We start from the raw sequence: 22807 nt of genomic DNA on the forward strand, positions 1-22807 counted from the left end.
ATGGATGCTTGGCCCCGCTGTCTGGAACGTCTCGAAGCCGAATTCCCGCCCGAGGACGTCCACACCTGGTTGAAACCCCTGCAAGCCGAAGACCGCGGCGACAGCATCGTGCTGTATGCGCCTAACGCCTTCATCGTCGACCAGGTCCGCGAGCGCTACCTGCCGCGCATCCGCGAACTGGTGGCGTATTTCGTCGGCAACGGCGAAGTGGCGCTGGCGGTCGGCTCGCGTCCACGTGCGCCGGAACCGCAGCCGGCACCGATGGCGGCGCCCAGCGCGCCGGTTGCCGCGCCGATCGTGCCGTTCGCCGGCAATCTGGATTCGCACTACACCTTCGCCAACTTCGTCGAGGGCCGCAGCAACCAGCTCGGTCTGGCGGCCGCGATCCAGGCCGCGCAGAAGCCGGGTGACCGCGCGCACAACCCGCTGCTGCTGTACGGCAGCACCGGCCTGGGCAAGACCCACCTGATGTTTGCCGCCGGCAACGCGCTGCGCCAGGCCAACCCGGCCGCCAAGGTGATGTATCTGCGCTCGGAACAATTCTTCAGCGCGATGATCCGGGCGCTGCAGGACAAGGCGATGGACCAGTTCAAGCGCCAGTTCCAGCAGATCGATGCGCTGCTGATCGACGACATCCAGTTCTTCGCCGGCAAGGACCGCACGCAAGAGGAGTTCTTCCACACCTTCAACGCGCTGTTCGATGGCCGCCAGCAGATCATTCTGACCTGCGACCGCTACCCGCGTGAGGTCGAAGGCCTGGAGCCGCGGCTGAAGTCGCGCCTGGCCTGGGGCCTGTCGGTGGCGATCGATCCGCCCGATTTCGAGACCCGCGCGGCAATCGTGCTGGCCAAGGCGCGCGAGCGCGGCGCCGAGATTCCGGACGACGTGGCGTTTTTGATCGCCAAGAAGATGCGCTCCAACGTGCGCGACCTGGAAGGCGCGCTCAACACGCTGGTGGCACGCGCCAACTTCACCGGCCGCTCGATCACGGTGGAATTTGCCCAGGAGACGCTGCGCGACCTGTTGCGCGCCCAGCAGCAGGCGATCGGCATCCCCAACATCCAGAAGACCGTGGCGGACTACTACGGCCTGCAGATGAAGGACCTGCTCTCCAAGCGACGCACCCGCTCGCTGGCGCGTCCGCGCCAAGTGGCGATGGCACTGGCCAAGGAGCTGACCGAACACAGCCTGCCGGAGATCGGCGACGCCTTCGCCGGCCGCGACCACACCACCGTGCTGCATGCCTGCCGGCAGATCCGCACGCTGATGGAGGCCGACGGCAAGCTGCGCGAGGACTGGGAAAAGCTGATTCGCAAGCTCAGCGAGTAAGCCGACAACGGTCCTGACGGCCCGCTTGGAGAAAAGCGTGGAAACGTTGGGGTCAAATGCGGGAGAATCTGTGGATAACGTTGCCTCGCAGGTCGGGCGGAAAACTATCCACAGGTTTTACCGCCAGACCAGGGGCACTAGTCCAACGACTTTCAGGCGCTAATTTGTCTTTGGAAACAAACAGTTATGGTGGTTATCCGCTGAAAACGGCCCTACCATCACCACCAAGCTTTTGATTTATTCCATTATCTTTTAAAGCATAGGGGCACGGAACCACATGCGTTTTACACTGCAGCGCGAAGCCTTCCTCAAACCATTGGCCCAGGTGGTCAATGTGGTCGAACGCCGTCAAACCCTGCCGGTTCTGGCCAATCTGCTGGTGCAGGTCAAGGATGGACAGGTCTCCTTGACCGGTACCGACCTGGAGGTGGAAATGATCTCGCGCACGATGGTGGAAGACGCGCAGGACGGCGAAACCACGATTCCGGCGCGCAAGTTGTTCGACATCCTGCGTGCCCTGCCCGACGGCAGCCGCGTCACCATCTCGCAGACCGGCGACAAGGTCACGGTGCAGGCCGGGCGTAGCCGCTTCACCCTGGCCACGCTGCCTGCCAACGATTTCCCGTCGGTGGACGAAGTCGAAGCCACCGAGCGTGTTGCGGTGCCGGAAGCGGCGTTGAAGGAGCTGATCGAGCGCACCGCGTTCGCCATGGCCCAGCAGGACGTGCGCTATTACCTCAACGGCTTGCTGTTCGACCTGCGCGAGGGCTTGCTGCGGTGCGTAGCCACCGATGGCCACCGTCTGGCACTGTGCGAGACCGAGCTGGAGAAATCCGGCGGTGCCAAGCGCCAGATCATCGTGCCGCGCAAGGGCGTGACCGAGCTGCTGCGCCTGCTGGAAGCAGCTGACCGCGAGGTGGAGCTGGAAGTTGGCCGTAGCCATATCCGCGTCAAGCGTGGCGATGTGACCTTCACCTCCAAGCTGATCGACGGCCGCTTCCCGGATTACGAGGCGGTGATTCCGATCGGCGCCGATCGCGAGGTCAAGGTGGACCGTGAGGCACTGCGCGCATCGCTGCAGCGTGCGGCGATCCTGTCGAACGAGAAGTACCGCGGCGTGCGGGTGGAAGTGTCGCCGGGTCAGCTGAAGATCAGCGCGCACAACCCGGAGCAGGAAGAAGCGCAAGAAGAAATCGAAGCCGACACCAAGGTCGACGATCTGGCCATTGGCTTCAACGTCAACTATCTGCTCGACGCGCTGTCTGCACTGCGCGATGAGCACGTGGTCATTCAGCTGCGCGATGCGAACTCGTCGGCACTGGTTCGCGAGGCCAGCAGCGAGAAGTCGCGTCATGTGGTGATGCCGCTGCGCCTCTGACGCTGCGTTCCACGTGGAACACGAAGAGCCCGGCGAGAGCCGGGCTTTTTCATTTTGGAGAGCGAGAGCGCTGAAGTCGTTGCGGTGTAAGGCTTTGAGAGGCTTGAGCTCTTTGGGCATCCGCTTTGCGCTGGTTAGGTACCAAGCTGCTCTGGTGCATTAGCCGGAGCTGCTCTGCCTTCGGGCAGGATCCTCGGAGTAGCAGGGCCGCACGGTCACCAATCCAGGGACGTTTCGATAGACGCCACTCCCGGGTAGCCAGACTTCAACGACCGCACAAGCGTATCAGTTCATTTGCTTGGATTGACGTGCGTGAGTTCGTAGGCGAGCGATATCAAAACAAAGGGGCATGAGCCTGGCCCGCTGCTGTCGCCGGCATGGATGCTTGGCCAATCTATGGTTCAAGGCATCCCAAAGACCAGTGAGCGGTCTCGCGCAGGGACAGTGCTAAGTAAAATCAGTGTGCTCCGCGCGAGTGGGCAGCCCACTCGGGACCTGTCGAGTCACGAAGACCCTTTTGGCAGGTCCACGGCGTACACGTGGAACAACGGGCTTCTCCTCTTATCACTAACCGACGCTGGGAAAACTGACTTTGTCGCAGTTCCAGTGAGATTCGGTAGCCATGTGCTCCGCAGTTTTGTCGTCAAACAAAGTCATTCGCACTGGAATCAGTCTGAAGTAGTTCAGCAAGCGCAGAGTGGTTCACTGCGAACCGAGACGTACAGCTATGTCTGAACTTCGCGTTCTCAAGCCGGTTTTTGAGTTATGCACATCGAGCTTTGCTTTTAAATCTATAAATAATTTAAGAGCTTGGTGGTGATGGTAGGGCCAGATTTCGCCGGAAACTACCCTATGTGATTGTTTTTAAATTATTTTTAGGGCTCGAAACCCTGTGTTTAGACCCATGTAGAGGGGTCGACAACCTGTGGATAAGCGGAAGCGGTTGTTCGGGCCTGCTTTTTATCCACAGGTTGTCCCCTGTCTGTCCCTTGGGTGGCTTCACGTCTGCGCGGGCAGGATCCGCATCGATCACGTATCCTCCGCTCCGACCGGGATGCCGGATCACAGCGCAGAGCAGACCGATCGATGCACGTAGTGCGGTTGTCCATCCATCGACTTCGTCGTTTCGAGACCGTCGACCTCCACCCCGCCAGTTCCTTGAACCTGCTGACCGGCGATAACGGCGCGGGCAAGACTAGCGTGCTGGAAGCGTTGCATCTGATGGCCTATGGCCGCAGCTTTCGTGGCCGTGTACGCGACGGGCTGATCCAGCAAGGCGCCGGCGATCTGGAAGTCTTCGTGGAGTGGCGCGAAGGAACCACCGCGACCGGGGAACGCACGCGGCGGGCGGGCCTGCGCCACAGCGGCCAGGAATGGACCGGCCGGCTGGATGGCGAAGATGTCGCCCAGCTGGGCGCTTTGTGTGCCGCGCTGGCTGTCGTGACCTTCGAGCCCGGCAGCCATGTCTTGATTAGTGGCGGCGGTGAGCCGCGGCGGCGCTTCCTCGATTGGGGGCTGTTCCACGTGGAACCTGACTTCCTGGCGCTGTGGCGGCGCTACGCGCGAGCGCTCAAACAGCGCAATGCCTTGCTCAAACAGGGCGCACAACCGCGCATGCTCGATGCCTGGGATCACGAACTCGCCGAATCCGGCGAAACGCTGACATCGCGCCGTCTTCGCTACCTGGAGCGCCTGCAGGAGCGACTGATTCCGGTCGCAACCGCGATTGCCCCGTCGCTCGGGCTGTCCGCGCTGACGTTCGCACCGGGCTGGAAGCGCCATGAGGTGTCGTTGGCCGACGCGCTGCTATTGGCACGCGAGCGTGATCGGCAGAACGGCTACACCTCGCAAGGGCCACACCGGGCCGATTGGGCGCCTGCCTTCGATGCATTGCCGGGCAAGGATGCGCTCTCCCGCGGCCAGGCAAAGCTCACCGCCCTCGCCTGCCTGCTGGCACAGGCCGAAGACTTCGCCCACGAGCGCGGCGAATGGCCGGTGATCGCTTTGGACGACCTGGGCTCGGAGCTGGACCGCCACCACCAGGCCCGCGTGCTGCAGCGCCTGGCGTCCGCACCGGCGCAGGTACTGATCACCGCAACCGAAATGCCGCCCGGCCTGGCCGAATCCGGCAAGCTGCTGCATCGGTTCCACGTGGAACACGGCGAAGTGGCCGTGCTGACGCCCTCCGCGTAACCGCCGGCGGCGCAGGTGGGCCGACTGGTATAATTTCCGGGCTATCCCCCTTTTCCCACGGTGTGATGCGGCTCCTGCCGCCTGCGCCCGTGTTGTGGAGCTAACGGCACACGCATGACCGACGAACAAAACACCTCGCCCACCCCCAACGGCACCTACGACTCCAGCAAGATCACCGTGCTGCGTGGCCTGGAAGCCGTCCGCAAGCGCCCCGGCATGTACATCGGCGATGTCCATGACGGCACCGGCCTGCATCACATGGTGTTCGAGGTGGTCGACAACTCGGTCGACGAAGCCCTGGCCGGCCATGCCGACGACATCGTGGTCAAGATCCTGGTCGATGGCTCGGTTGCGGTGTCCGACAACGGCCGTGGTGTGCCGGTCGACATCCACAAGGAAGAAGGCGTCTCGGCGGCGGAGGTGATCCTCACCGTGCTGCATGCCGGCGGCAAGTTCGACGACAACAGCTACAAGGTGTCCGGCGGCCTGCACGGCGTGGGCGTGTCGGTGGTCAATGCGCTGTCCGAGCACCTGTGGCTGGACATCTGGCGCGACGGCTTCCATTACCAGCAGGAATACGCGCTGGGCGAGCCGCAGTACCCGCTCAAGCAGCTGGAAGCCTCGACCAAGCGCGGTACCACGCTGCGCTTCAAGCCGTCCGTGGCGATCTTCAGCGACGTCGAGTTCCATTACGACATCCTGGCGCGCCGCCTGCGCGAGCTGTCGTTTCTCAACTCCGGCGTCAAGATCACCCTGATCGACGAGCGCGGCGACGGCCGTCGCGACGATTTCCACTACGAAGGCGGCATCCGCAGCTTCGTCGAGCATTTGGCACAGCTCAAGTCGCCGCTGCACCCGAACGTGATCTCGGTGACCGGCGAGCACAATGGCATCGTGGTGGACGTGGCCCTGCAATGGACCGACGCCTACCAGGAAACCATGTACTGCTTCACCAACAACATCCCGCAGAAGGATGGCGGCACCCACCTGGCCGGTTTCCGCGCCGCGCTGACCCGTGTGCTGAGCACCTACATCGAGCAGAACGGCATCGCCAAACAGGCCAAGGTCGCGCTCACCGGCGACGACATGCGCGAAGGCATGATCGCGGTGCTCTCGGTCAAGGTGCCCGACCCCAGCTTCTCCTCGCAGACCAAGGAAAAGCTGGTCAGCTCGGATGTGCGTCCGGCGGTAGAAAATGCCTTCGGTGCGCGCCTGCAGGAGTTCCTGCAGGAGAATCCGAACGAAGCCAAGGCCATCACCGGCAAGATCGTCGACGCCGCCCGTGCGCGCGAAGCCGCCCGCAAGGCGCGCGACCTGACCCGCCGCAAGGGCGCGCTGGACATCGCCGGCCTGCCCGGCAAGCTGGCCGACTGCCAGGAAAAAGACCCGGCGCTGTCCGAACTGTTCATCGTCGAGGGTGACTCGGCAGGCGGCTCGGCCAAGCAGGGCCGCAACCGCAAGAACCAGGCGGTGCTGCCGCTGCGCGGCAAGATCCTCAACGTCGAACGCGCGCGTTTTGACCGCATGCTGGCCTCCGACCAGGTCGGCACGCTGATCACCGCGCTCGGCACCGGCATCGGCCGCGACGAGTACAACCCGGACAAGCTGCGTTACCACCGCATCATCCTGATGACCGACGCCGACGTCGACGGCTCGCACATCCGGACCCTGCTGCTGACCTTCTTCTACCGGCAGATGCCGGAGCTGATCGAGCGCGGCTACATCTACATTGGCCTGCCGCCGCTGTACAAGCTCAAGCAGGGCAAGAGTGAGCTGTATCTGAAGGACGACGCGGCGCTCAATGCCTACCTGGCCAGCAACGCGGTCGAAGGCGCGGCACTGATCCCCGCCACCGACGAGCCGCCGATCACCGGCGAGGCGCTGGAAAAGCTGTTGATGCTGTTCACCAGCGCCAACGAGGCGATCGCCCGCAACGCACACCGCTACGACCCGGCGCTGCTCACCGCGCTGATCGACCTGCCGCCGCTGGATGTGGACAAGTTGCAGGCCGAAGGCGAGGTGCATCCCACCCTGGATGCGCTGCAGGCGGTGCTCAACCGCGGCACCCTGGGCACGGCGCGCTACCAGCTGCGTTTTGACCCGGCTACCGATGGTGCCTCGGCGTCGCTGGTGGCGGTGCGCAGGCACATGGGCGAGGAATTCACCCAGGTGCTGCCGATGGGCGCGTTCGAAAGCGGCGAGCTGCGTCCGCTGCGCGAGGTCTCGCTGGCCCTGCACGACCTGGTGCGCGAAGGCGCGCAGATCGTGCGCGGCAACAAGACCCACCCGATCACCAGCTTCGCCCAGGCGCATGCCTGGCTGCTGGAAGAGGCCAAGCGCGGCCGCCAGGTACAGCGCTTCAAGGGCCTGGGCGAAATGAACGCCGAACAGCTGTGGGAAACCACGGTCAATCCGGACACGCGTCGCCTGTTGCAGGTGCGTATCGAAGATGCCGTGGCCGCCGATCAGATCTTCAGCACCTTGATGGGCGATGTGGTCGAGCCACGCCGCGACTTCATCGAGGACAACGCGCTGAAGGTGTCCAACCTGGACATCTGAGCCACCGTCGCCCGTCGGCGCATCGCTTTGACGCTGCGCCGACGCCTGCGGTTTTTTCAGGACGACGATGAGCGCAGATCCTTCCCCGAGGCCGGTACCGACGCCGGCCGCCGGCACCGCCCCGCTGCTGCCGCCATTGCTCGGCTTCGGCATCGATGTGCTGATCGCCACCGGCCTGCTGCTGTCGCTGAGCGTGGCCGGTTTTGCGCTCTGGGGCGTATTCCGCGGCGTCAGTGCCGTGCAGGCCGCCAAGGCGCAGGGCCTGACGCTGTCCTCAAGCGAGATCATGGCCACCATCGGCCAACCCGGCGTGCTGGTGCAATTGCTCACCGCGTTGGTCAGCACCGCCTCGCCGGCGCTGCTGCTGTATTACTGGCGCCGGCGTGCGACTGCAGACGAACACCGGGCCTCGCGCGCCGCTGCAAGGCGTGCCTCCACCTGGGGCTGGACCGCGCTGATCGCGGTTGGCGTGTTCCTGCTCAGCAATCTGGTCAGCGTGGCGGCGTCCGCGCTGGGCATCAAACCGGTGCCGACCAACCTGCCGCTGATGGAAGAAGCCATCAAACAGTGGCCGCTGGCGCTGGTGGTGTTTGCCGTGGCGATCGCCCCGGCGTACGAAGAATTGCTGTTCCGACGCGTCTTGTTCGGCCGCCTGCTCGCCGCCGGCCGGCCCTGGCTGGGCATCGCGCTGAGCAGCGCGATCTTTGCGCTGGTGCATGAAGTGCCCGGCGTCAGCGGCAACGGACCGGCCGCCATCGCGCAACTGTGGCTGGTCTACGGCGGCATGGGCGCGGCGTTCGCATGGCTGTACTGGCGCACCGGCACGCTGTGGGCACCGATCGTGGCGCATGGCGTCAACAACGCTACCGCCCTGGCGGCGCTGTACTTTTTTGGCATCGGCTGAGCCGTTTGACGAAAAGTTAAGACGAGCCTGCCAAAATGCCCCCAGGGTTCAAGGGGGATTGAATGAAAGCCAGGCTGTTGATCGTTGTCGCCGTCTTTGCACTGACGGCATGTGCCACCACAACCTCGCCGACCGGCCGCCGACAGGTGGTGGGAGGCGTCACGCAGGACCAGCTCGACAAGCTTGGCGCCGAATCGTTCGCGCAGACCAAGGCCAAGGAAAAAGTCAGCACCGACGGCAAGCAGAACGCCTACGTGCAGTGCGTGGTCAATGCGCTGGTGGCGCAACTGCCGCCGCAGTGGCGCGAAACCCGCTGGGAAACCGCGCTGTTTGTCGATAACGAAGCCAACGCCTTTGCGCTGCCCGGTGGCAAGGTCGGCGTGAACACCGGCATCTTCACTGTCGCCAAGACGCAGGATCAGCTGGCTGCCGTGCTCGGGCACGAAATCGGGCACGTGATCTCCCGCCATCACGAAGAGCGCATCACCCGCCAGCTCGGCGCACAGACCGGCCTGGGCATCATTGGCGCGTTGGCCGGTGCGGCCTACGGCGACGGCGCCGCCAGTGCGGTCAACCAGGTCGGCGGGATGACCGCCCAGACCGTGTTCCTGCTACCCGGCTCGCGTACCCAGGAGAGCGAGGCCGATGTGGTCGGCCAGCGCCTGATGGCCCAAGCCGGCTTTGACCCTGCCCAGGCAGTCACGCTGTGGCAGAACATGATGGCCGCCAGCGGCAATCGCCAGCCGCAGTGGCTGTCCACCCACCCCGACCCCGCCAATCGCATCCGCGAACTGCAGGCAGACGTCAACCAACTCGAACCGGTTTACCAGCAGGCGCGACAGGACGGGCGCGTGCCGCGTTGCGGCTGATTTCGCAGCGCTTACGTACCGAATGTCGCAACACAGCATGGAAACCGTTTTCGGGAACTGAGACTTTCTGCTAAGTTTGCCGGCTCAGATTTTTCGTACAGCGTTTATTCCGCTTTTCGTACCGCCCGACGGCGGCTCGTCCGAGGTGAAACATGAAACTGCTCAACCGCAAGCAAGCCCTGTTGTCCCTGTTCATCGCCGCGTCCCTGGGCGGGGCTGTCGTCACCGATGCTGTTGCGCAGTCGGATCGTTCGTCCGAGCGCGCCAGCCGCAAGTCCAAGAACAGCGGCAAGGCCGAAGAGTTGTATCCGCAGTCCACCCGCGCCGCGCCGACGATCAAGCCTTCGTCCAAGCTGGGCAGCAAGCTGCAGAAGCTGATCGAAACCTTCAACAAGGGCGAAGACTTCCCGGCCGTGCGCACCCAGGCCGACGAGATCCTTGCCAACAGCTCGGCCAACGAAGCCGACAAGGCGCTGGCCTCGCAGCTGGCCGCCCAGGCGGCGTACAACATGGACGACACTGCCGCTGCCAAGAAGTACCTGCAGCAGGCGATCGGCCTCAATGCGCTGGACAACAACGGCCAGTTCCAGTCGATGCTGATGCTGGCGCAGTTGCAGATGCAGGACGACCAGCAGGCCGAAGGCCTGGCCACGCTGGACAAGTATCTGGAAGAGAGCAAGTCGCAGCGTCCGGAAGACCTGATCCTCAAGGGCCAGGCGCTGTACCAGGCCGAGCGCTACAAGGAAGCCATTCCGGTGCTGAAGCAGGCCATCGCCGCCTCGCCCGAGCCGAAGGACACCTGGAACCAGTTGCTGATGGCGTCCTACGCCGAAGCCGGCCAGACCGGTGAAGCGGTGGCTGCTGCCGAAGCGCTCGCCGCCAAGACGCCGAACGACAAGAAGGCCCAGCTCAACCTGGCCAGCATGTATATGCAGGCCGACCAGATGGACAAGGCCGCCGCAGTGATGGACAAGCTGCGCGCTGCCGGGCAGTTGACCGAAGAAAAGGAGTACAAGCAGTTGTATTCCATCTACGCCAACACCGAGAACAAGGAAAAGGACGTCATCGCGGTCATCAATGAAGGTATGCAAAAAGGCATCCTTAAACCCGATTATCAGACATACCTTGCGCTCGCACAGTCGTATTACTACAGCGAAGACGTGCCCAAGGCGATCGAGAATTGGCAAAAAGCCGCACCGCTTTCCAAGGACGGCGAGACCTATCTGAATCTGGCCAAGGTGCTGCATTCGGAAGGTCGCATCCCGGAGGCCAAGCAGGCCGCGCAGCAGGCAATCGCCAAGGGTGTCAAAAAACCTGATGACGCCAAGAAGATCATCAATCTGAAGTAAAAAAGAAAATAAACCCCCGAAATCCCTGTGTTTTTAGTGGTTACAGGACTCGGGATTGGTATAAGCTTGGGGGTTCCTGCGGTGTCAAAGCCGTCCGAAAACCTGGGGATCATCACAGTGATCCGGGGCCCCCACTGAAAGAGCCATTGGCGCATGACGGAACAACTCGTTATCCACAGGCATGACTATGATGCCGGGAACCAGGGTCTGAGCTGGGCCCGCATTATCGGCATTGCTTTCGTAATTGCCTTGCACCTCACTGCACTGATGATGTTGCTGATCCCTGCAGTGGCGCCGAAGGCTCCGGCAGAGAAGGAGCGCACCACCATGGTCACCTTGGTGGATGCACCGCCTCCTCCCCCGCCGCCGCCGCCGCCGCCGCCGCCGGAAGACAAGCCGCCACCGCCGGTCAAGAATCTGTCGCCGCCGAAGCCGTCACCGGTTCCGCCGCCGCCGGAAGCTCCGGTTGTCGATGTTCCCGAACCGCGTCCCAGCGATATCGTCACGCCGCCGAGCCCGCCGGCTCCGCCGCAACCGCCGAGTGACATCGGCGCCAGTGTCGATATCTCGTCCAAGAACATGAACCCGCCGAAGTACCCGCCGGCTGCATTCCGTGCCGGTGTCCAAGGTGAGGTCATCCTGATCGTGGATGTGGATGCAAGCGGCAACGTGACCAATGTGTCGGTCGAAAAGTCCAGCCGCAACCGCGACCTTGACCGTGCCGCGATGGACGCAGCACGCAAGTGGAAGTTCAACGCCTCCACTGTCAACGGGCAGAAAGCCGCCGGACGTGTCCGCGTCCCGGTCAACTTTGCTCTGAACTGATCCCACGGGCCGGCCACGGTCGGCCCAGGATCCTGTCTTCCTTTCGCTCCACCCTTCATCACCACACACAACAAAGGTAAGCGTCATGCTGCAGGAATTCTTTATCGCCGCCGCTGCAGGGGGCTCCAATCCGTCGGCCGCCCTGTCGCAGATGGGCTTCGAGCACTTGATCACTGAAATGACGTCCAGCCCCGGCGATTTCGCCGTGTCCTGGGTCGTTCTGATCACCCTGATCGCCATGTCCGCTGCCTCCTGGTACTGGACCGTCATCAACATCTTCCGTGCCACCCGTCTGAAGAGCGCGGCTGACCGCGTCACCACCGCGTTCTGGGATGCCCCGAATGCACAGGACGCCATCCGCGCCATGGAAGAGCAGCCGGCTTCCGAGCCGTTCTCCAAGATCGCACTGGACGCAGCGCAGGCTGCTGCTCACCACCAGCGCGCCGAAGGCAGCACCGGTGGCCTGGGCGAGAGCCTGAGCCGTTCGGAATTCGTCGATCGCGCCCTGCGTCAGGCCGTGACCCGCGAAAGCACCAAGCTGCAGTCGGGCATGACCCTGCTGGCCACCGTCGGTGCGACCGCGCCGTTCGTCGGTCTGCTCGGTACGGTGTGGGGCATCTACGGCGCGCTGATCAAGATCGGTGCAACCGGTTCGGCCTCCATCGATGCCGTCGCCGGCCCGGTGGGTGAAGCGCTGATCATGACCGCGATCGGTCTGTTCGTCGCCATCCCGGCCGTGTTCGCGTTCAACTTCTTCTCCAAGGTCAACAGCTCGGTGATCGCCAAGTTCGACACCTTTGCCCACGACCTGCACGACTTCTTCGCCACTGGTTCGCGCGTTCGCTAATCCGTAGTAAAGAACGACTTCGCAACGATTTAGACGGAGCCCGTTATGGCCTTCAGTAGTGGAAACAGCGGTGGCCCGATGGCCGACATCAACGTGACGCCCCTCGTGGACGTGATGTTGGTGCTGCTGATCATCTTCATCATTACGGCACCGCTGATGTCCCATAAGGTCAAGGTGGAGCTGCCAGAGGCCAACCTGATCCAGAAGGAAGATGCGGAGAAACGCGCCGCGCCGATCACCCTGGCCGTCAAGGAAGACGGGTCGCTGTACTGGAACGACGAGCCGATTTCCAAGGAAGCCCTGGAATCGCGCCTGTCCACCGCCGCACAGCAGACACCGCAGCCGCCGCTCAATTTGCGTGGCGACCGCACGACCAAGATGCGTACGATCAACGAGATCACCAAGATCGCGCAGGGTCAGGGCATGTTGGACGTCGGCTTCGTCGCAACCAAAGAGAAGGGGCAGTAAGCCATGGCATTCAGTACCGGTGGAAACCGCGGCCCAATGGCCGACATCAATGTCACGCCCCTGGTGGACGTGATGTTGGTGCTGCTGATCATCTTCATCGTGACCGCGCCGATCATGACCTACCCGATCGCCGTGGATCTGCCGCAGCGGGTGCTCAACCCGCCACCGCAGACGACCGAACCGCCGCCGCCGATCGAGTTGCGGATCGACGCCAGCAACCAGGTGTTCTGGAACAACAGCCCGACCCCGGTCGCGCAGTTGCAGCAGAAGATGGAAGAAGTGGTGCAGGCCGATCCGACCAATCAGCCGGAACTGCGCATCGACGCCAATGAAGATGCGGAGTACGAAGTGATGGCCAAGGTCCTTGCTGCGGCGAAAAACTCGCAGATGAAGAAAATCGGCTTCATGCAGTAAGACATCGCAAGACCGCAACACAACAGTCATGACGCGACTGCAACGCCACCGGAAACGGTGGCGTTTTTTTATGCTCGATCAATCGGGTGCTTGCTGCCGCTATGTTCGACACGCACGGATGCGGCCGGCTGTTTGCCAGGACGTTGGTATCCGTTTCCCGGGCACCGGACGAGTGATGCATGCAGTGACCCTCAGGTCGTCCGCGCAAGCAAACCGCCGGAGTTGCAGCGGCAAGTCGCAACGGCACGCTTCGGGACTCGGCCCGCCAGATGCGTCTGCCCTGCCCTTCCCTCGCTGCCGGCCAGGTGTATGCTCGAGCGTGCAGCACCCACGCTCATAGCACAGGAGGCAGTCATGGCTTTCAGTACGGCAGGCAATCGGGGACCGCTGGCGGAGATCAATGTCACGCCGCTGGTGGATGTCATGTTGGTGTTGTTGATCATCTTCATCGTCACCGCTCCGATGCTGGCGCGGCCAATCACGGTGGACCTGCCACAGCGCAGCGAGCAGGCCCAGTCACGAATGGAGCCGCCTGCACCGATCGCGTTGCGTGTGGACGCCAGCGGGCAAGTGTTCTGGAATGCCAGCCCGATAATGCTGCAGCAATTGCAGCCCAGGTTGATCGAACAGATGCGCCAGGCAGCCGGCAATCAGCCAGAGCTGCGCATCGCCGCCAGTGCAGATGCCGAATACGCGGTGATGGCCAAGGTGCTGGCTGCGGCCAAGAATGCGCAGGTGGATCGCATCAGTTTTGTGCAGTAAATGGGTGATTAACCAGCCTGGTAAATCAGCCGTAAGTCATCGATAACAATTGAATCGGGGCAGAAACCCTGCCCCGATTCAATATCCGGTAACCAATCAACGCATCCACATAATCGACTTGATTATCTCAAGCGCTGATCGATGCGCCGCGCAGTATGTCCAGATAGGCGCGCACCGTTGTGTCCAGGCCCTGATACAAGGCCTCACTGATCAATGCATGGCCGATCGACACTTCGAGTACGCCGGGGACAGCGCTCAGAAAATCACCGAGATTGGCCTGTGACAAATCGTGGCCGGCATTGATGCCCAGACCTGCGGAGGCGGCGCGCTGCGCTGCATCGGAAAACAGCTTGAATGCAGCATCCGGCTTGCCGCTCAGATGCGCTTGCGCATACGGGCCGGTGTATAACTCGATGCGGTCTGCACCGAGTGTTGCCGCCTGCGCGATAGCGGGATTGTCGGCATCGACAAACAGACTGACGCGAGCACCGATCGCCTTGAACGAGGCGATCAGCGTGGCCAGTTGGGTGGTGTCCTGGGCAAAATCGAATCCGTGGTCGGACGTCAGTTGTCCATCGCCATCCGGTACCAGGGTGACCTGTTCGGGGCGCGTGGCACGACATAATTGCAGCAGGCCCGGATAACCGTCGCGCGGCGGTGCGAACGGGTTGCCTTCGATATTGAATTCGACGCCGTGCTCGCGTGTCAGCGCGCTCAGCGCCAGCACATCGTCAGCGCGGATATGCCGCTGGTCCGGGCGCGGGTGCACGGTGATGCCGTGCGCACCGGCGGCAATGCAGGTGCGTGCGGCCTGCACCACATCCGGATCGTGGCCGCCGCGCGAGTTGCGCAACACCGCGATCTTGTTGACGTTGACGCTGAGCTGGGTGGTCACTGCGTCGGTCTCAGGCCTGCGGCTCGCCGTCGCGCGTGGCGTTGAGGGCGGCCGCCTTGCGGGCTTCGGCAATCTCGCGCAGGCGGCGCAGCTCGGCCGGGTCGATCAGGCTGCTGGTGTCGCGCTGGGTATCGCCCATGCGTGAGGCGAACCAGCCGCGCGTCCACAGCAACAGCAACAGCAGTGCCACCAGCAGCGAGGCCACCAGCAACCACACGTGCGGCGTGCTGAAGGCCAGCACCAGCGCACCCAATGCCATAAGCAGAAACAGCCAGTGCATGACGAGCTCCCCGATCAGTGGCGGCAGTGTAGCGCCGCGCCCGGCATGGTTCCACGTGGGCGCGGCGATGCGGCTCAGAGCAGCGGCGACAGCAGCCTTGCGCAGGCTTCGGGCAGCCGCGAGCGCCACAGCGGCCGGTGGCGGACGAAGCGCACTTCCTGCGCCTGCTGCAGGTCGGCGTCGATCAAGCCGGCCAGCTCGGCGGCCACCGCCTGGTCGCGGAACAGCATCGACAGCTCGAAATTCAGGCGAAAGCTGCGGCTGTCGAAATTGGCGCTGCCGACGATGCAGACATCGTCGTCGGCCAGCAGCGCCTTGGTGTGCAGCATGCGCGGGCCGTATTCGTAGATGCGCACGCCGGCCTCGAGCAGCTCGTCGAAATACGAACGCGCCGCGTAGGTGACCAGCCGCGAGTCACTGACGCGCGGTACCAGCAGGCGCACGTCCAGGCCGCCCAGTGCGGCCGAGGTCAGCGCCATACGCGCGGCCTCGCCGGGGACGAAATACGGCGTGACCAGCCAGACCCGATGCCGGGCTTCGTGAATCGCAGCGACCATCAGCCGGTGGATGGACTCCCAAGACGAATCCGGCCCGGAGACCAGCACCTGCGCGTCGACATCGCCTTGCGCGCGGCTCGGCACGTCTTCGGGCCATAGCTGCTGGCCGTGGAAGGCAGCGCGGCCCTGCCCGGTGGCGTAGAGCCAGTCTTCCAGGAACACCAGCTGCAGGCTGCGCACCACGTGGCCCTGCAGGCGCATGTGCAGGTCGCGGTAGGCATCGCTGCGGACCTGCTCGTTCTCTTCGTCGGTGACGTTGATGCCGCCGGTGAAGCCGATCCTGCCGTCGACCACGACGACCTTGCGGTGGGTGCGCAGGTTCAACCACGGCCGCTTGAACGGCTTGAGCAGCTGGGATGGATGGAACCAGGCAGTCTCCACCCCGGCCGCGCGCAGCGTGCGCAAGCTGCGCCGGGTCATCGCCGACGACCCCACCGCATCCATCAGCAGGCGCACCTTGACCCCGGCGCGTGCGCGCTCCATCAGCGCATCGCAGATCGCGGTGCCGCTGTGGTCGGGCTGGAAGATGTAGTACTGCAGATGGATATGGTCGCGCGCACCGCGGATGGCCTCGATGATGGCCGCATAGGTGGCCGCGCCATCCACCAGCCAGTGCACCTCGGTGGCGCTGCTGGGGGCCAGCCCGGTGGTGGACTGGGCGATCTTGGCCAGCTCGGTGCAGTCCGCATCCGGCGGGCAGACGCTGCTATAGCTCTCCATGCCCGAGCGCGAACGGCCGCGCCGCAGTCGCTGGCGTTTGACCTTCTGCGGGCCGAGCCAGTAGTAGATCAGCAGGCCCAGATACGGCAGCGCCGCCAGCGACAGCACCCAGCTGAGCGTGGCCACGGGCTCGCGCTTCTGCAGCACGATCCAGCTGGCGATCCACAGCAGGTACAGCACGTAGGCGGCGAAGAGAAGCGCTTCGAGGTGGGGAATGGTGGCCAGCCGATCCCACGCGCCCTGTACGGATGCGAGCATGCGCGGATTCTACGGGGCGCACGCACCGCCGCGATGACCATGCGGCCAACACGATCGCCGCGCCGGGTCTGAAAGCTTCATCGTGGCGCGCCCCTGGTCGCATCGATTGAGACCCGCCGGCCGTACGATGACGCGATGGCAACTGCGATCAAGGGCCGAGGTGCGACCGGCCATCTGCCCGGACGCTTCGAAATCACCACCCAACAACCGGTGGACGATGGCTGGTACGCCGACGACGGCGAGGAGTTCGCCGCGCCGGCGCTGCGCACCCAGGTCACCGAGGAAACCGCGCGCAGCATCATCAGCCGCAATCAATCGCCGGACATCGGCTTTTCGCAATCGGTCAATCCGTATCGTGGGTGCGAGCATGGTTGCAGCTACTGCTTTGCGCGGCCCTCGCATGCCTATCTTAATCTGTCGCCCGGGCTGGATTTCGAGACCAAGCTGTTCGCCAAGACCAACGCGCCGGAGCTGTTGCGCCGCGAACTGTCGCGCCCGGGCTATGTGCCCAGCCCGATCGCACTGGGCATCAACACCGATGCCTACCAGCCGATCGAGCGCAAACGCGCACTGACGCGGCGCCTGATCGAGGTGCTGTGGGAAACCCGGCACCCGTTCACGCTGATCACCAAGAATGCGTTGGTCACGCGCGATCTGGATCTGCTCGCACCGCTGGCACGCGAGGGCCTGGTCAACGTGCATTTTTCGGTGACCACGCTGGACCCGCATCTGTCGGCCAGGCTGGAACCGCGCGCGTCCGCACCGCACGCCCGCCTACGCGCGATGCGGGCGCTGCACGAGGCTGGCGTGCCGGTCGGGGTGATGGCCGCGCCGGTGATCCCGTGGATCAACGACCATGAGCTGGAAGCGATTCTGCAGGCTGCGTCCGCTGCCGGCGCGCACAGTGCCGGCTACGTATTGCTGCGGCTGCCGCACGAAGTGGCGCCGCTGTTCCGCGACTGGTTGCAGACCCATTACCCGCAACGCGCCGGGCACGTGATGAGCACGATCCAGCAACTGCGCGGCGGCAAGGATTACGACAGCGCCTTCGGCACACGCCTGCGCGGCCAGGGTGTCTATGCAGAGTTGCTGGCACGCCGCTTCGCCCTGGCCCACCGCCGCAGCGGTTTCGACGCACGCGACATGCCGGCATTGGACACGACCAAGTTCCGCCGCCCCGCTCCGCCGGCCAAGCCGGTGCCGCAGTCGCCGCAAGGCAGTCTGTTCTAGCGGCGGGGAATCGGGATTGGGGAATCGGGAATCGTAACGGCGACAGCGATTCGCAATAGCGCCGCTCTGCTGTTGCGATTCTCCATTCCCGATTCCCTATTCCCCGCCGTACAAGGCACTCGCCGACTGGAACAGGATCCAGCTGGTGGCGATGAACTTGTCGCCGCCGACCGGGCGGTTGCCGCGATGGGTGTGGGTGAAGGCGGTGGGGGCGATCAGCAGGCTGCCGGTGCGCGGGCGGGCCTTGCGCTGCTGGAACAGGAATTCGGTTTCGCCCTGTTCGAACTCGTCGTTGAGGTACAGCGTCCACAGCAGATGCCGGTGCAGCGTGTCGGCGCTGGCATCGCGTGGATACAGCTCGCAATGCCAGTAGGGATAGCCGCCCTGGTCGGCGGTGTACCACTGCAGGTTGATTGCGCCCGGGCGCAGGCAGGTGCGGGCCAGGTCGCCCAGCGCCTGGTCGCTCATCTGCGCGATATCCTCGGCCACCAGCCGGTGCGGGCTGCCGTCGGCGGTGGTGACCTGCAGCATCAGCGGCGAGATCAGGGCTTGTGGATAGTGCCGCAGATAGGTCAGCACGCCTTCGAACACGGCCTGCTGCAGGCGGTTTTCCACCGCCGCCCATTCGGCCACGCCGCTGATGCGCAGGTCGCGGCTGTGTTTGAGTTCGGGAAACACGCCGCCACCGATGCGGCCGGGATGCAGCTGCTGGCTGTCGCGCATGCGTTGCACGATCGCCGCGCAATCCTCGCGCGAGACGGCGTTGTCGGTGATCTGGATGAAGTCGGGTTGGCTCATGCGCACGACCATAGCAATCTGCGCTGCCGCCTGCACAGCGCGTCTGGCGGGGTATGCGGCCTGGATCGGCGCGTTCCGCTGAGGCATCACCGTTGCATGCCCCGGCGCTGCGTCGCCCAGAAAGACAGTGCCTCAGCATGCACCACGCGCTCGCCACGCCAGTACGCCACTGCGATGGCGCTGGGTGATGCGCTTGCCTAGATCGTCTGCGGGAATCTACTTGCGCAGCCGCAGTCAGCCGCCGGCCTGCAACGCACGTAGTGGCGCGTGCAAGGCAGCAAAGAAAAACCCCGCCGTAGCGGGGTTTTTCTTTACATGCGTGGTGCTACGACGATCAGAACTTGTAGTTGACCGAAGCAGCCAGCACGTCGCCCTTCACCTTGTAGCTGCCCGCCAGACGGTCGCCGGTGGCACTGCGGGTGTCGCTGGTCGGGTCGCTGGTGAACAGGTGGGTGTAACCGAAGTTGTATTCGGCCTGCTGCGACGGACGCCAGCTCAGACCCAGCGAGACCCACTTGCGGCTCGCATCCGGCACGCGCACGTCGCGGTGCTCGGCGGTGGTCGGGGTCTGGTCGTACGCCAGGCCGCCACGCAGGGTCAGCGTCTCGCTCATGCGGTAGTCGGCACCGATCGAGGCGAAGGTGGTGTCGCGGTAGGAGAAGTCCAGCACGCTGTCGGGCTGGTTGGAGGCGAAGTCCACGGTCACCTGGTCGAACTTGCTCCAGGCGGTGCGGGTGACGTCGGCCATGATCGACCACTGCTCGTTCACGTTGTGGGTGAAGCTGGCGGTGGCGCTGGCCGGCAGCCTGACGGTGGCGCGGCCCTTGGTGTCGACGAAGGTGCCCGGAGCGGCAACGCCCAGGACTGCCGCAGCCGGACCCGGCACGGTGAAGTCGGCATCGCCATCGGTGATCTTGTGATCCACTTGCGAACGGTAGCTGAAACCGATGTGGGTGTTCTCGTCGATGCTGAACAAGCCGCCGAGGGTGAAGCCCACTTCGGTGCTGTCGCCCTTGATGCGCGAGTAGCCATCGGCATTGCCCGGCGCGAAGCCCGGCACGCGGCGCGCGGCCAGCACGCTGCCGAAGTCGACCGCATTGGCCAGATCGATATCCAGACGCTCGGCGAACACCGAGGCACCGAAGGACACATACGGGTTCACGTCATAGGAGAACGCGACATTGAAGTCGATCGCCTGCAGCTCGGTCTTGGTGCCGTGGTAACGGCCGACCCAGTCGCGGTCGTATTCGGTCTTGAAGCCGAACGGCACGGTCAGCGAGGTACCCAGGTGCATGTTGTCGTTCTCGCCGAACGGCACGTGGAAGTACAGCGCCGGGACCGGCGCGATCATGCCGGCGTCGCCGCCATTGCCGCCGGAGACCGGGGCGCCGTTGGCGTAGGTGGCGGTGTCGGGCTGGAACTTGGCCGAGAAGCTGATGGCGCTGACGTCGGCCTGGAACAGGCGACCGTCCAGCTGGCGCATGCCGGCCGGGTTGTTGGCGATGATCGAGGCATCGTCCGGGGCGCTGCCCGAACCGGCGAAGGCGCGGCCAAGACCCTTGGCGCTGTTTTCCTTCAGCTGGAAGGCGGCGCCATGGGCCTGGCCAACGGCCAGTACGCCGGCAATGCCGACGGCCAACAGGGTGGCGCGGCTGAGAGTGGAAGCGGTAGACATAAGGTGGTGCTCTCCGGATAAAGACTGCAGTGGTCGGTACAGCGCCCGCGCCCAGCGCCAAGTGGCTGCTGGAGCGCGCCGGAGACCCCCCCCCGACATACGACGCCGTACGCAGTATACCCACCACAATTAACCGAACAATAACGAAGCACGTTTTGATCGGCTGGACAGGTTAGGGATGGGTTCAGGAGCGTGAACCCGCTAGAGTGCCACTCCGATGTTCGTCTCTCTCCCCTCCCGCAAGAAACCCACCCCGCGCTGGGCAGTGCCGTTGCTGTTCGCAACCGTGTGGCTGGCCTATCTGTGGTCGATCAGCCGGCCCGGCGAGGCACGCAATACGCTCTGGCTGGACTGGGGCGCGCTGTCCAGCGGCGTGTCCAACCTGGGCGACTGGTGGGCGACGCTGCGCGACGGCAGCGTGCTGCGGCTGTTCACCGCGTTGTTCCTGCATGCGGACTGGTCGCACCTGCTCGGCAACCTGGTGTTCCTGCTGATCTTCGGGCTGCCGGCCGAGCGCATTCTCGGGCCGTGGCGCCTGCTGTTGCTATTCCTGGTCGGCGGCGCGGCCTCCAATCTGGCGGCGATCTTCGCGATCGGCACGCCGGACCGGGTGATCATCGGCGCCTCGGGTGCGGTGTCGGCGTTGATCGGCACCTATCTGGCGCTGTTCCCCGGCGCCAAGCTGGGCGTGGTGCTGCCGCTGGGAGTGTTTCTGGAATTCATCCGGGTACCAGCACCGTTGCTGATCGGTGCCTGGGCGCTGCTGCAGGTGGTGTTTGCCTACATCGGCCCGGCCTTCGGCATGGTGGCGTGGTCGGCGCATATCGCCGGGTTCGTATTCGGCATCGTCTACGGGCTGTACGTGCGCGCGGCGATCGCGCGGCGGCTGCGCAAGCGCCACGGGTTCTAGCGCGGCGGCAATCGTGCAAGACGCACCGGGGCGCCGTGTTGCGCCGGCCGCGCACTGCGTCGCTGCGCGGTGGCGCGCCTATAATCGCCGCATGTCCAAGCCCCTGTACAAAGTCACCTTCCTCAATCACGGCAAGGTCTACGAGCTCTACGCCCGCCAGGTCACCGGCAGCCATCTGTGGGGCTTCAACCAGATCGGTGAGCTGGTGTTCGACGTGCACGACGGGCTGGTGGTCGATCCCACCGAAGAGCGCCTGCGCGAAGAGTTCGGCAACACCAAGACGCTGCACCTGCCGATGCAGAGCATCGTGCGCATCGAGGAAGTCGAGAAGAAGGGCCAGTCGGTGATCCGCGATGCCACCACCGGCGACAAGGTGGTCACGCCGTTCCCGTTGCCGACCAAGCCGCGCTGATGCGCATCCTGGTGCCCGACGATTACCAGGGCGCCGTGCGTCACCTGCCCTGCCTGCAGCGCCTGCACGGCCACGATGTGCAGGTGCTGGGCGCGCTGGCCACCGACCCCAACGAATGGGCCGAGCGGCTGGTCGAAGCCGATGCGCTGGTGCTGATCCGCGAACGTACCCGCGTGGACGCCACGCTGTTGCGGCGCCTGCCGCGACTCAAGTTGATCAGCCAGACCGGCCGGGTCGGTGCACATGTGGATGTGGCCGCGTGCACCGAGTTCGGGGTGGCGGTGGCCGAAGGCGTCGGCTCGCCGGTGGCGCCGGCCGAACTGACCTGGGCCTTGATCCTGTCGGCCAGCCGGCGCCTGGGCGAGTACCAGCGCGCGCTGCACCAGGGCCGCTGGCAGGCACTGGGCGATCCCGGCCTGGGGCGCGCGTTGCACGGGCGTACGCTGGGCATCTGGAGTTACGGGCGGATCGGCCAGCGCGTGGCCGGCTTCGGGCGTGCGTTCGGCATGCAGGTGCTGGTGTGGGGCGGCGAGGCCTCGTGCGCACAGGCCGCGCGCGATGGCTTCGACATCGCCGCCAGCCGGCAGGACCTGTTTGAACGCAGCGATGTGCTGTCGCTGCATCGGCGCCTGACCGCGCAGACCCGCCACCAGATCAGTGCGCAGGATCTGGCCTGGATGCGTCCGGATGCGTTGCTGGTCAACACCAGCCGCGCCGAGCTGATCGCGCCCGGCGCATTGCTGGCCGCGCTGGATGCGGGCCGGCCGGCACAGGCGGCGGTGGATGTGTTCGAGCGCGAGCCGGTGCTGGATCCGCGCGACCCGCTGCTGCAGCATCCACGCGTGCTGGCGACGCCGCATCTGGGCTACGTGGAAAGCGACAGCTATGCGCTGTACTTCGAAGCGGCGTTCGACAATGTGCTGGCGTTTGCCGCCGGTGCGCCGCGCAACCTGGTCAATCCCGAAGCGTTGGCGATTGCGCGATAGCGCTTGGTTGACGCGGTGGTGATTGTGCAACTGGCGAGGCTTGTCGCGACCGGGGTCGCTCCTACGAACGCCTTGGGGTCCAAACCCGCCGGCGCTGTAGTGGCCGGGTGATCCAGGGATGCATGCAGCTGGCGTCGCAGTGCCGACGCGTAGCGATCGGGCCTGGCGCGCAGCGGGTGATTGACCCGC

General features: G+C 64.5%; 21 protein-coding genes. 16 read left to right on the forward strand and 5 right to left on the reverse strand.

Annotated elements, in window-relative coordinates; translation table 11 throughout:
• The 12 genes from dnaA to ABQY74_RS00060 all read left to right on the forward strand — a co-directional run bounded on the left by dnaA (position 1) and on the right by ABQY74_RS00060 (position 13897).
• Positions 1-1329, forward strand: coding sequence for a chromosomal replication initiator protein DnaA (dnaA, locus tag ABQY74_RS00005; protein ID WP_016901843.1), 1329 nt, complete (start codon positions 1-3; stop codon positions 1327-1329).
• A 277-nt stretch (positions 1330-1606) separates the two neighbouring features.
• Positions 1607-2707, forward strand: coding sequence for a DNA polymerase III subunit beta (dnaN, locus tag ABQY74_RS00010; protein ID WP_016901842.1), 1101 nt, complete (start codon positions 1607-1609; stop codon positions 2705-2707).
• Between the two features lie 1086 nt (positions 2708-3793).
• Entirely contained in the window at positions 3794-4900 is a 1107-nt protein-coding gene (recF, locus tag ABQY74_RS00015; RefSeq protein WP_349793121.1) for a DNA replication/repair protein RecF, read from the forward strand.
• Between the two features lie 114 nt (positions 4901-5014).
• Positions 5015-7459 (forward strand): DNA topoisomerase (ATP-hydrolyzing) subunit B, encoded by a 2445-nt coding sequence (gene gyrB, locus ABQY74_RS00020; protein WP_016901840.1) that lies wholly within the window; start codon positions 5015-5017, stop codon positions 7457-7459.
• Between the two features lie 67 nt (positions 7460-7526).
• Positions 7527-8363 carry a CPBP family intramembrane glutamic endopeptidase gene (locus tag ABQY74_RS00025; protein WP_016901839.1) on the forward strand — a complete coding sequence of 279 codons (837 nt, stop codon included), beginning with the start codon at positions 7527-7529 and terminating at the stop codon, positions 8361-8363.
• Between the two features lie 62 nt (positions 8364-8425).
• A complete protein-coding gene (locus tag ABQY74_RS00030) occupies positions 8426-9232 on the forward strand; it encodes a M48 family metallopeptidase (protein ID WP_016901838.1) in 807 nt (268 codons plus the stop codon).
• Positions 9233-9384: 152 nt separating this feature from the next.
• Positions 9385-10581, forward strand: coding sequence for a lipopolysaccharide assembly protein LapB (locus ABQY74_RS00035; RefSeq protein WP_016901837.1), 1197 nt, complete (start codon positions 9385-9387; stop codon positions 10579-10581).
• A 267-nt stretch (positions 10582-10848) separates the two neighbouring features.
• Positions 10849-11406, forward strand: a complete 558-nt coding sequence (locus ABQY74_RS00040; RefSeq protein WP_016901836.1) for an energy transducer TonB — start codon at positions 10849-10851, stop codon at positions 11404-11406.
• An 85-nt stretch (positions 11407-11491) separates the two neighbouring features.
• Positions 11492-12253 (forward strand): TonB-system energizer ExbB, encoded by a 762-nt coding sequence (gene exbB / locus ABQY74_RS00045; RefSeq protein ID WP_005912445.1) that lies wholly within the window; start codon positions 11492-11494, stop codon positions 12251-12253.
• A gap of 45 nt (positions 12254-12298) precedes the next feature.
• Positions 12299-12721: a biopolymer transporter ExbD gene (locus ABQY74_RS00050; protein WP_011035268.1), complete on the forward strand. Its 423-nt coding sequence runs from the start codon at positions 12299-12301 to the stop codon at positions 12719-12721.
• Positions 12722-12724: 3 nt separating this feature from the next.
• Positions 12725-13135 (forward strand): biopolymer transporter ExbD, encoded by a 411-nt coding sequence (locus ABQY74_RS00055; protein ID WP_011035269.1) that lies wholly within the window; start codon positions 12725-12727, stop codon positions 13133-13135.
• 354 nt (positions 13136-13489) lie between these two features.
• On the forward strand, positions 13490-13897 hold the full coding sequence (locus tag ABQY74_RS00060) for a biopolymer transporter ExbD (protein WP_039514725.1): 408 nt from the start codon (positions 13490-13492) through the stop codon (positions 13895-13897).
• Between the two features lie 127 nt (positions 13898-14024).
• Here the strand turns inward: ABQY74_RS00060 and ABQY74_RS00065 are convergent, their stop codons facing one another.
• From ABQY74_RS00065 to cls, 3 genes are all read right to left on the reverse strand, one after another.
• A complete protein-coding gene (locus tag ABQY74_RS00065) occupies positions 14025-14792 on the reverse strand; it encodes a pyridoxine 5'-phosphate synthase (RefSeq protein ID WP_349792776.1) in 768 nt (255 codons plus the stop codon).
• Positions 14793-14802: 10 nt separating this feature from the next.
• Positions 14803-15072 (reverse strand): hypothetical protein, encoded by a 270-nt coding sequence (locus tag ABQY74_RS00070; protein WP_024939143.1) that lies wholly within the window; start codon positions 15070-15072, stop codon positions 14803-14805.
• 74 nt (positions 15073-15146) lie between these two features.
• Positions 15147-16607 carry a cardiolipin synthase gene (gene cls, locus ABQY74_RS00075; RefSeq protein ID WP_349792778.1) on the reverse strand — a complete coding sequence of 487 codons (1461 nt, stop codon included), beginning with the start codon at positions 16605-16607 and terminating at the stop codon, positions 15147-15149.
• Positions 16608-16742: 135 nt separating this feature from the next.
• On the opposite strand from cls, the gene ABQY74_RS00080 reads away from it, so the two are divergent.
• Entirely contained in the window at positions 16743-17837 is a 1095-nt protein-coding gene (locus ABQY74_RS00080; RefSeq protein ID WP_065047675.1) for a PA0069 family radical SAM protein, read from the forward strand.
• Positions 17838-17933: 96 nt separating this feature from the next.
• Here the strand turns inward: ABQY74_RS00080 and ABQY74_RS00085 are convergent, their stop codons facing one another.
• Together ABQY74_RS00085 and ABQY74_RS00090 are read right to left on the reverse strand one after the other, a co-directional pair.
• Entirely contained in the window at positions 17934-18635 is a 702-nt protein-coding gene (locus tag ABQY74_RS00085) for a 2OG-Fe(II) oxygenase (RefSeq protein ID WP_039518113.1), read from the reverse strand.
• A gap of 334 nt (positions 18636-18969) precedes the next feature.
• Positions 18970-20310, reverse strand: a complete 1341-nt coding sequence (locus tag ABQY74_RS00090) for an outer membrane protein transport protein (RefSeq protein ID WP_104593064.1) — start codon at positions 20308-20310, stop codon at positions 18970-18972.
• Positions 20311-20527: 217 nt separating this feature from the next.
• On the opposite strand from ABQY74_RS00090, the gene ABQY74_RS00095 reads away from it, so the two are divergent.
• From ABQY74_RS00095 to ABQY74_RS00105, 3 genes are all read left to right on the forward strand, one after another.
• Positions 20528-21220, forward strand: a complete 693-nt coding sequence (locus ABQY74_RS00095; protein ID WP_003482177.1) for a rhomboid family intramembrane serine protease — start codon at positions 20528-20530, stop codon at positions 21218-21220.
• A 91-nt stretch (positions 21221-21311) separates the two neighbouring features.
• Complete coding sequence (locus ABQY74_RS00100; protein ID WP_016901574.1) at positions 21312-21632, forward strand: DUF1820 family protein; 321 nt, start codon at positions 21312-21314, stop codon at positions 21630-21632.
• Positions 21632-22618, forward strand: coding sequence for a D-2-hydroxyacid dehydrogenase family protein (locus ABQY74_RS00105; protein ID WP_016901575.1), 987 nt, complete (start codon positions 21632-21634; stop codon positions 22616-22618). The genes ABQY74_RS00100 and ABQY74_RS00105 overlap by 1 nt, the downstream gene beginning before the upstream one ends.
• Positions 22619-22807: the final 189 nt, after the last annotated feature.

The sequence above is a fragment of the Xanthomonas sp. WHRI 7064 genome (assembly GCF_040202355.2).
Lineage (GTDB): Bacteria > Pseudomonadota > Gammaproteobacteria > Xanthomonadales > Xanthomonadaceae > Xanthomonas > Xanthomonas arboricola.

Bases quoted from the DNA above. Each gene is read 5' to 3' on its own strand.
- dnaA (WP_016901843.1), top strand. From the start codon at position 1: ATGGATGCTTGGCCCCGCTGTCTGGAACGTCTCGAAGCCGAATTCCCG.
- dnaN (WP_016901842.1), top strand. From the start codon at position 1,607: ATGCGTTTTACACTGCAGCGCGAAGCCTTCCTCAAACCATTGGCCCAG.
- recF (WP_349793121.1), top strand. From the start codon at position 3,794: ATGCACGTAGTGCGGTTGTCCATCCATCGACTTCGTCGTTTCGAGACC.
- gyrB (WP_016901840.1), top strand. From the start codon at position 5,015: ATGACCGACGAACAAAACACCTCGCCCACCCCCAACGGCACCTACGAC.
- ABQY74_RS00025 (WP_016901839.1), top strand. From the start codon at position 7,527: ATGAGCGCAGATCCTTCCCCGAGGCCGGTACCGACGCCGGCCGCCGGC.
- ABQY74_RS00030 (WP_016901838.1), top strand. From the start codon at position 8,426: ATGAAAGCCAGGCTGTTGATCGTTGTCGCCGTCTTTGCACTGACGGCA.
- ABQY74_RS00035 (WP_016901837.1), top strand. From the start codon at position 9,385: ATGAAACTGCTCAACCGCAAGCAAGCCCTGTTGTCCCTGTTCATCGCC.
- ABQY74_RS00040 (WP_016901836.1), top strand. From the start codon at position 10,849: ATGATGTTGCTGATCCCTGCAGTGGCGCCGAAGGCTCCGGCAGAGAAG.
- exbB (WP_005912445.1), top strand. From the start codon at position 11,492: ATGCTGCAGGAATTCTTTATCGCCGCCGCTGCAGGGGGCTCCAATCCG.
- ABQY74_RS00050 (WP_011035268.1), top strand. From the start codon at position 12,299: ATGGCCTTCAGTAGTGGAAACAGCGGTGGCCCGATGGCCGACATCAAC.
- ABQY74_RS00055 (WP_011035269.1), top strand. From the start codon at position 12,725: ATGGCATTCAGTACCGGTGGAAACCGCGGCCCAATGGCCGACATCAAT.
- ABQY74_RS00060 (WP_039514725.1), top strand. From the start codon at position 13,490: ATGGCTTTCAGTACGGCAGGCAATCGGGGACCGCTGGCGGAGATCAAT.
- ABQY74_RS00070 (WP_024939143.1), bottom strand. From the start codon at position 15,072: ATGCACTGGCTGTTTCTGCTTATGGCATTGGGTGCGCTGGTGCTGGCC.
- cls (WP_349792778.1), bottom strand. From the start codon at position 16,607: ATGCTCGCATCCGTACAGGGCGCGTGGGATCGGCTGGCCACCATTCCC.
- ABQY74_RS00080 (WP_065047675.1), top strand. From the start codon at position 16,743: ATGGCAACTGCGATCAAGGGCCGAGGTGCGACCGGCCATCTGCCCGGA.
- ABQY74_RS00085 (WP_039518113.1), bottom strand. From the start codon at position 18,635: ATGAGCCAACCCGACTTCATCCAGATCACCGACAACGCCGTCTCGCGC.
- ABQY74_RS00090 (WP_104593064.1), bottom strand. From the start codon at position 20,310: ATGTCTACCGCTTCCACTCTCAGCCGCGCCACCCTGTTGGCCGTCGGC.
- ABQY74_RS00095 (WP_003482177.1), top strand. From the start codon at position 20,528: ATGTTCGTCTCTCTCCCCTCCCGCAAGAAACCCACCCCGCGCTGGGCA.
- ABQY74_RS00100 (WP_016901574.1), top strand. From the start codon at position 21,312: ATGTCCAAGCCCCTGTACAAAGTCACCTTCCTCAATCACGGCAAGGTC.
- ABQY74_RS00105 (WP_016901575.1), top strand. From the start codon at position 21,632: ATGCGCATCCTGGTGCCCGACGATTACCAGGGCGCCGTGCGTCACCTG.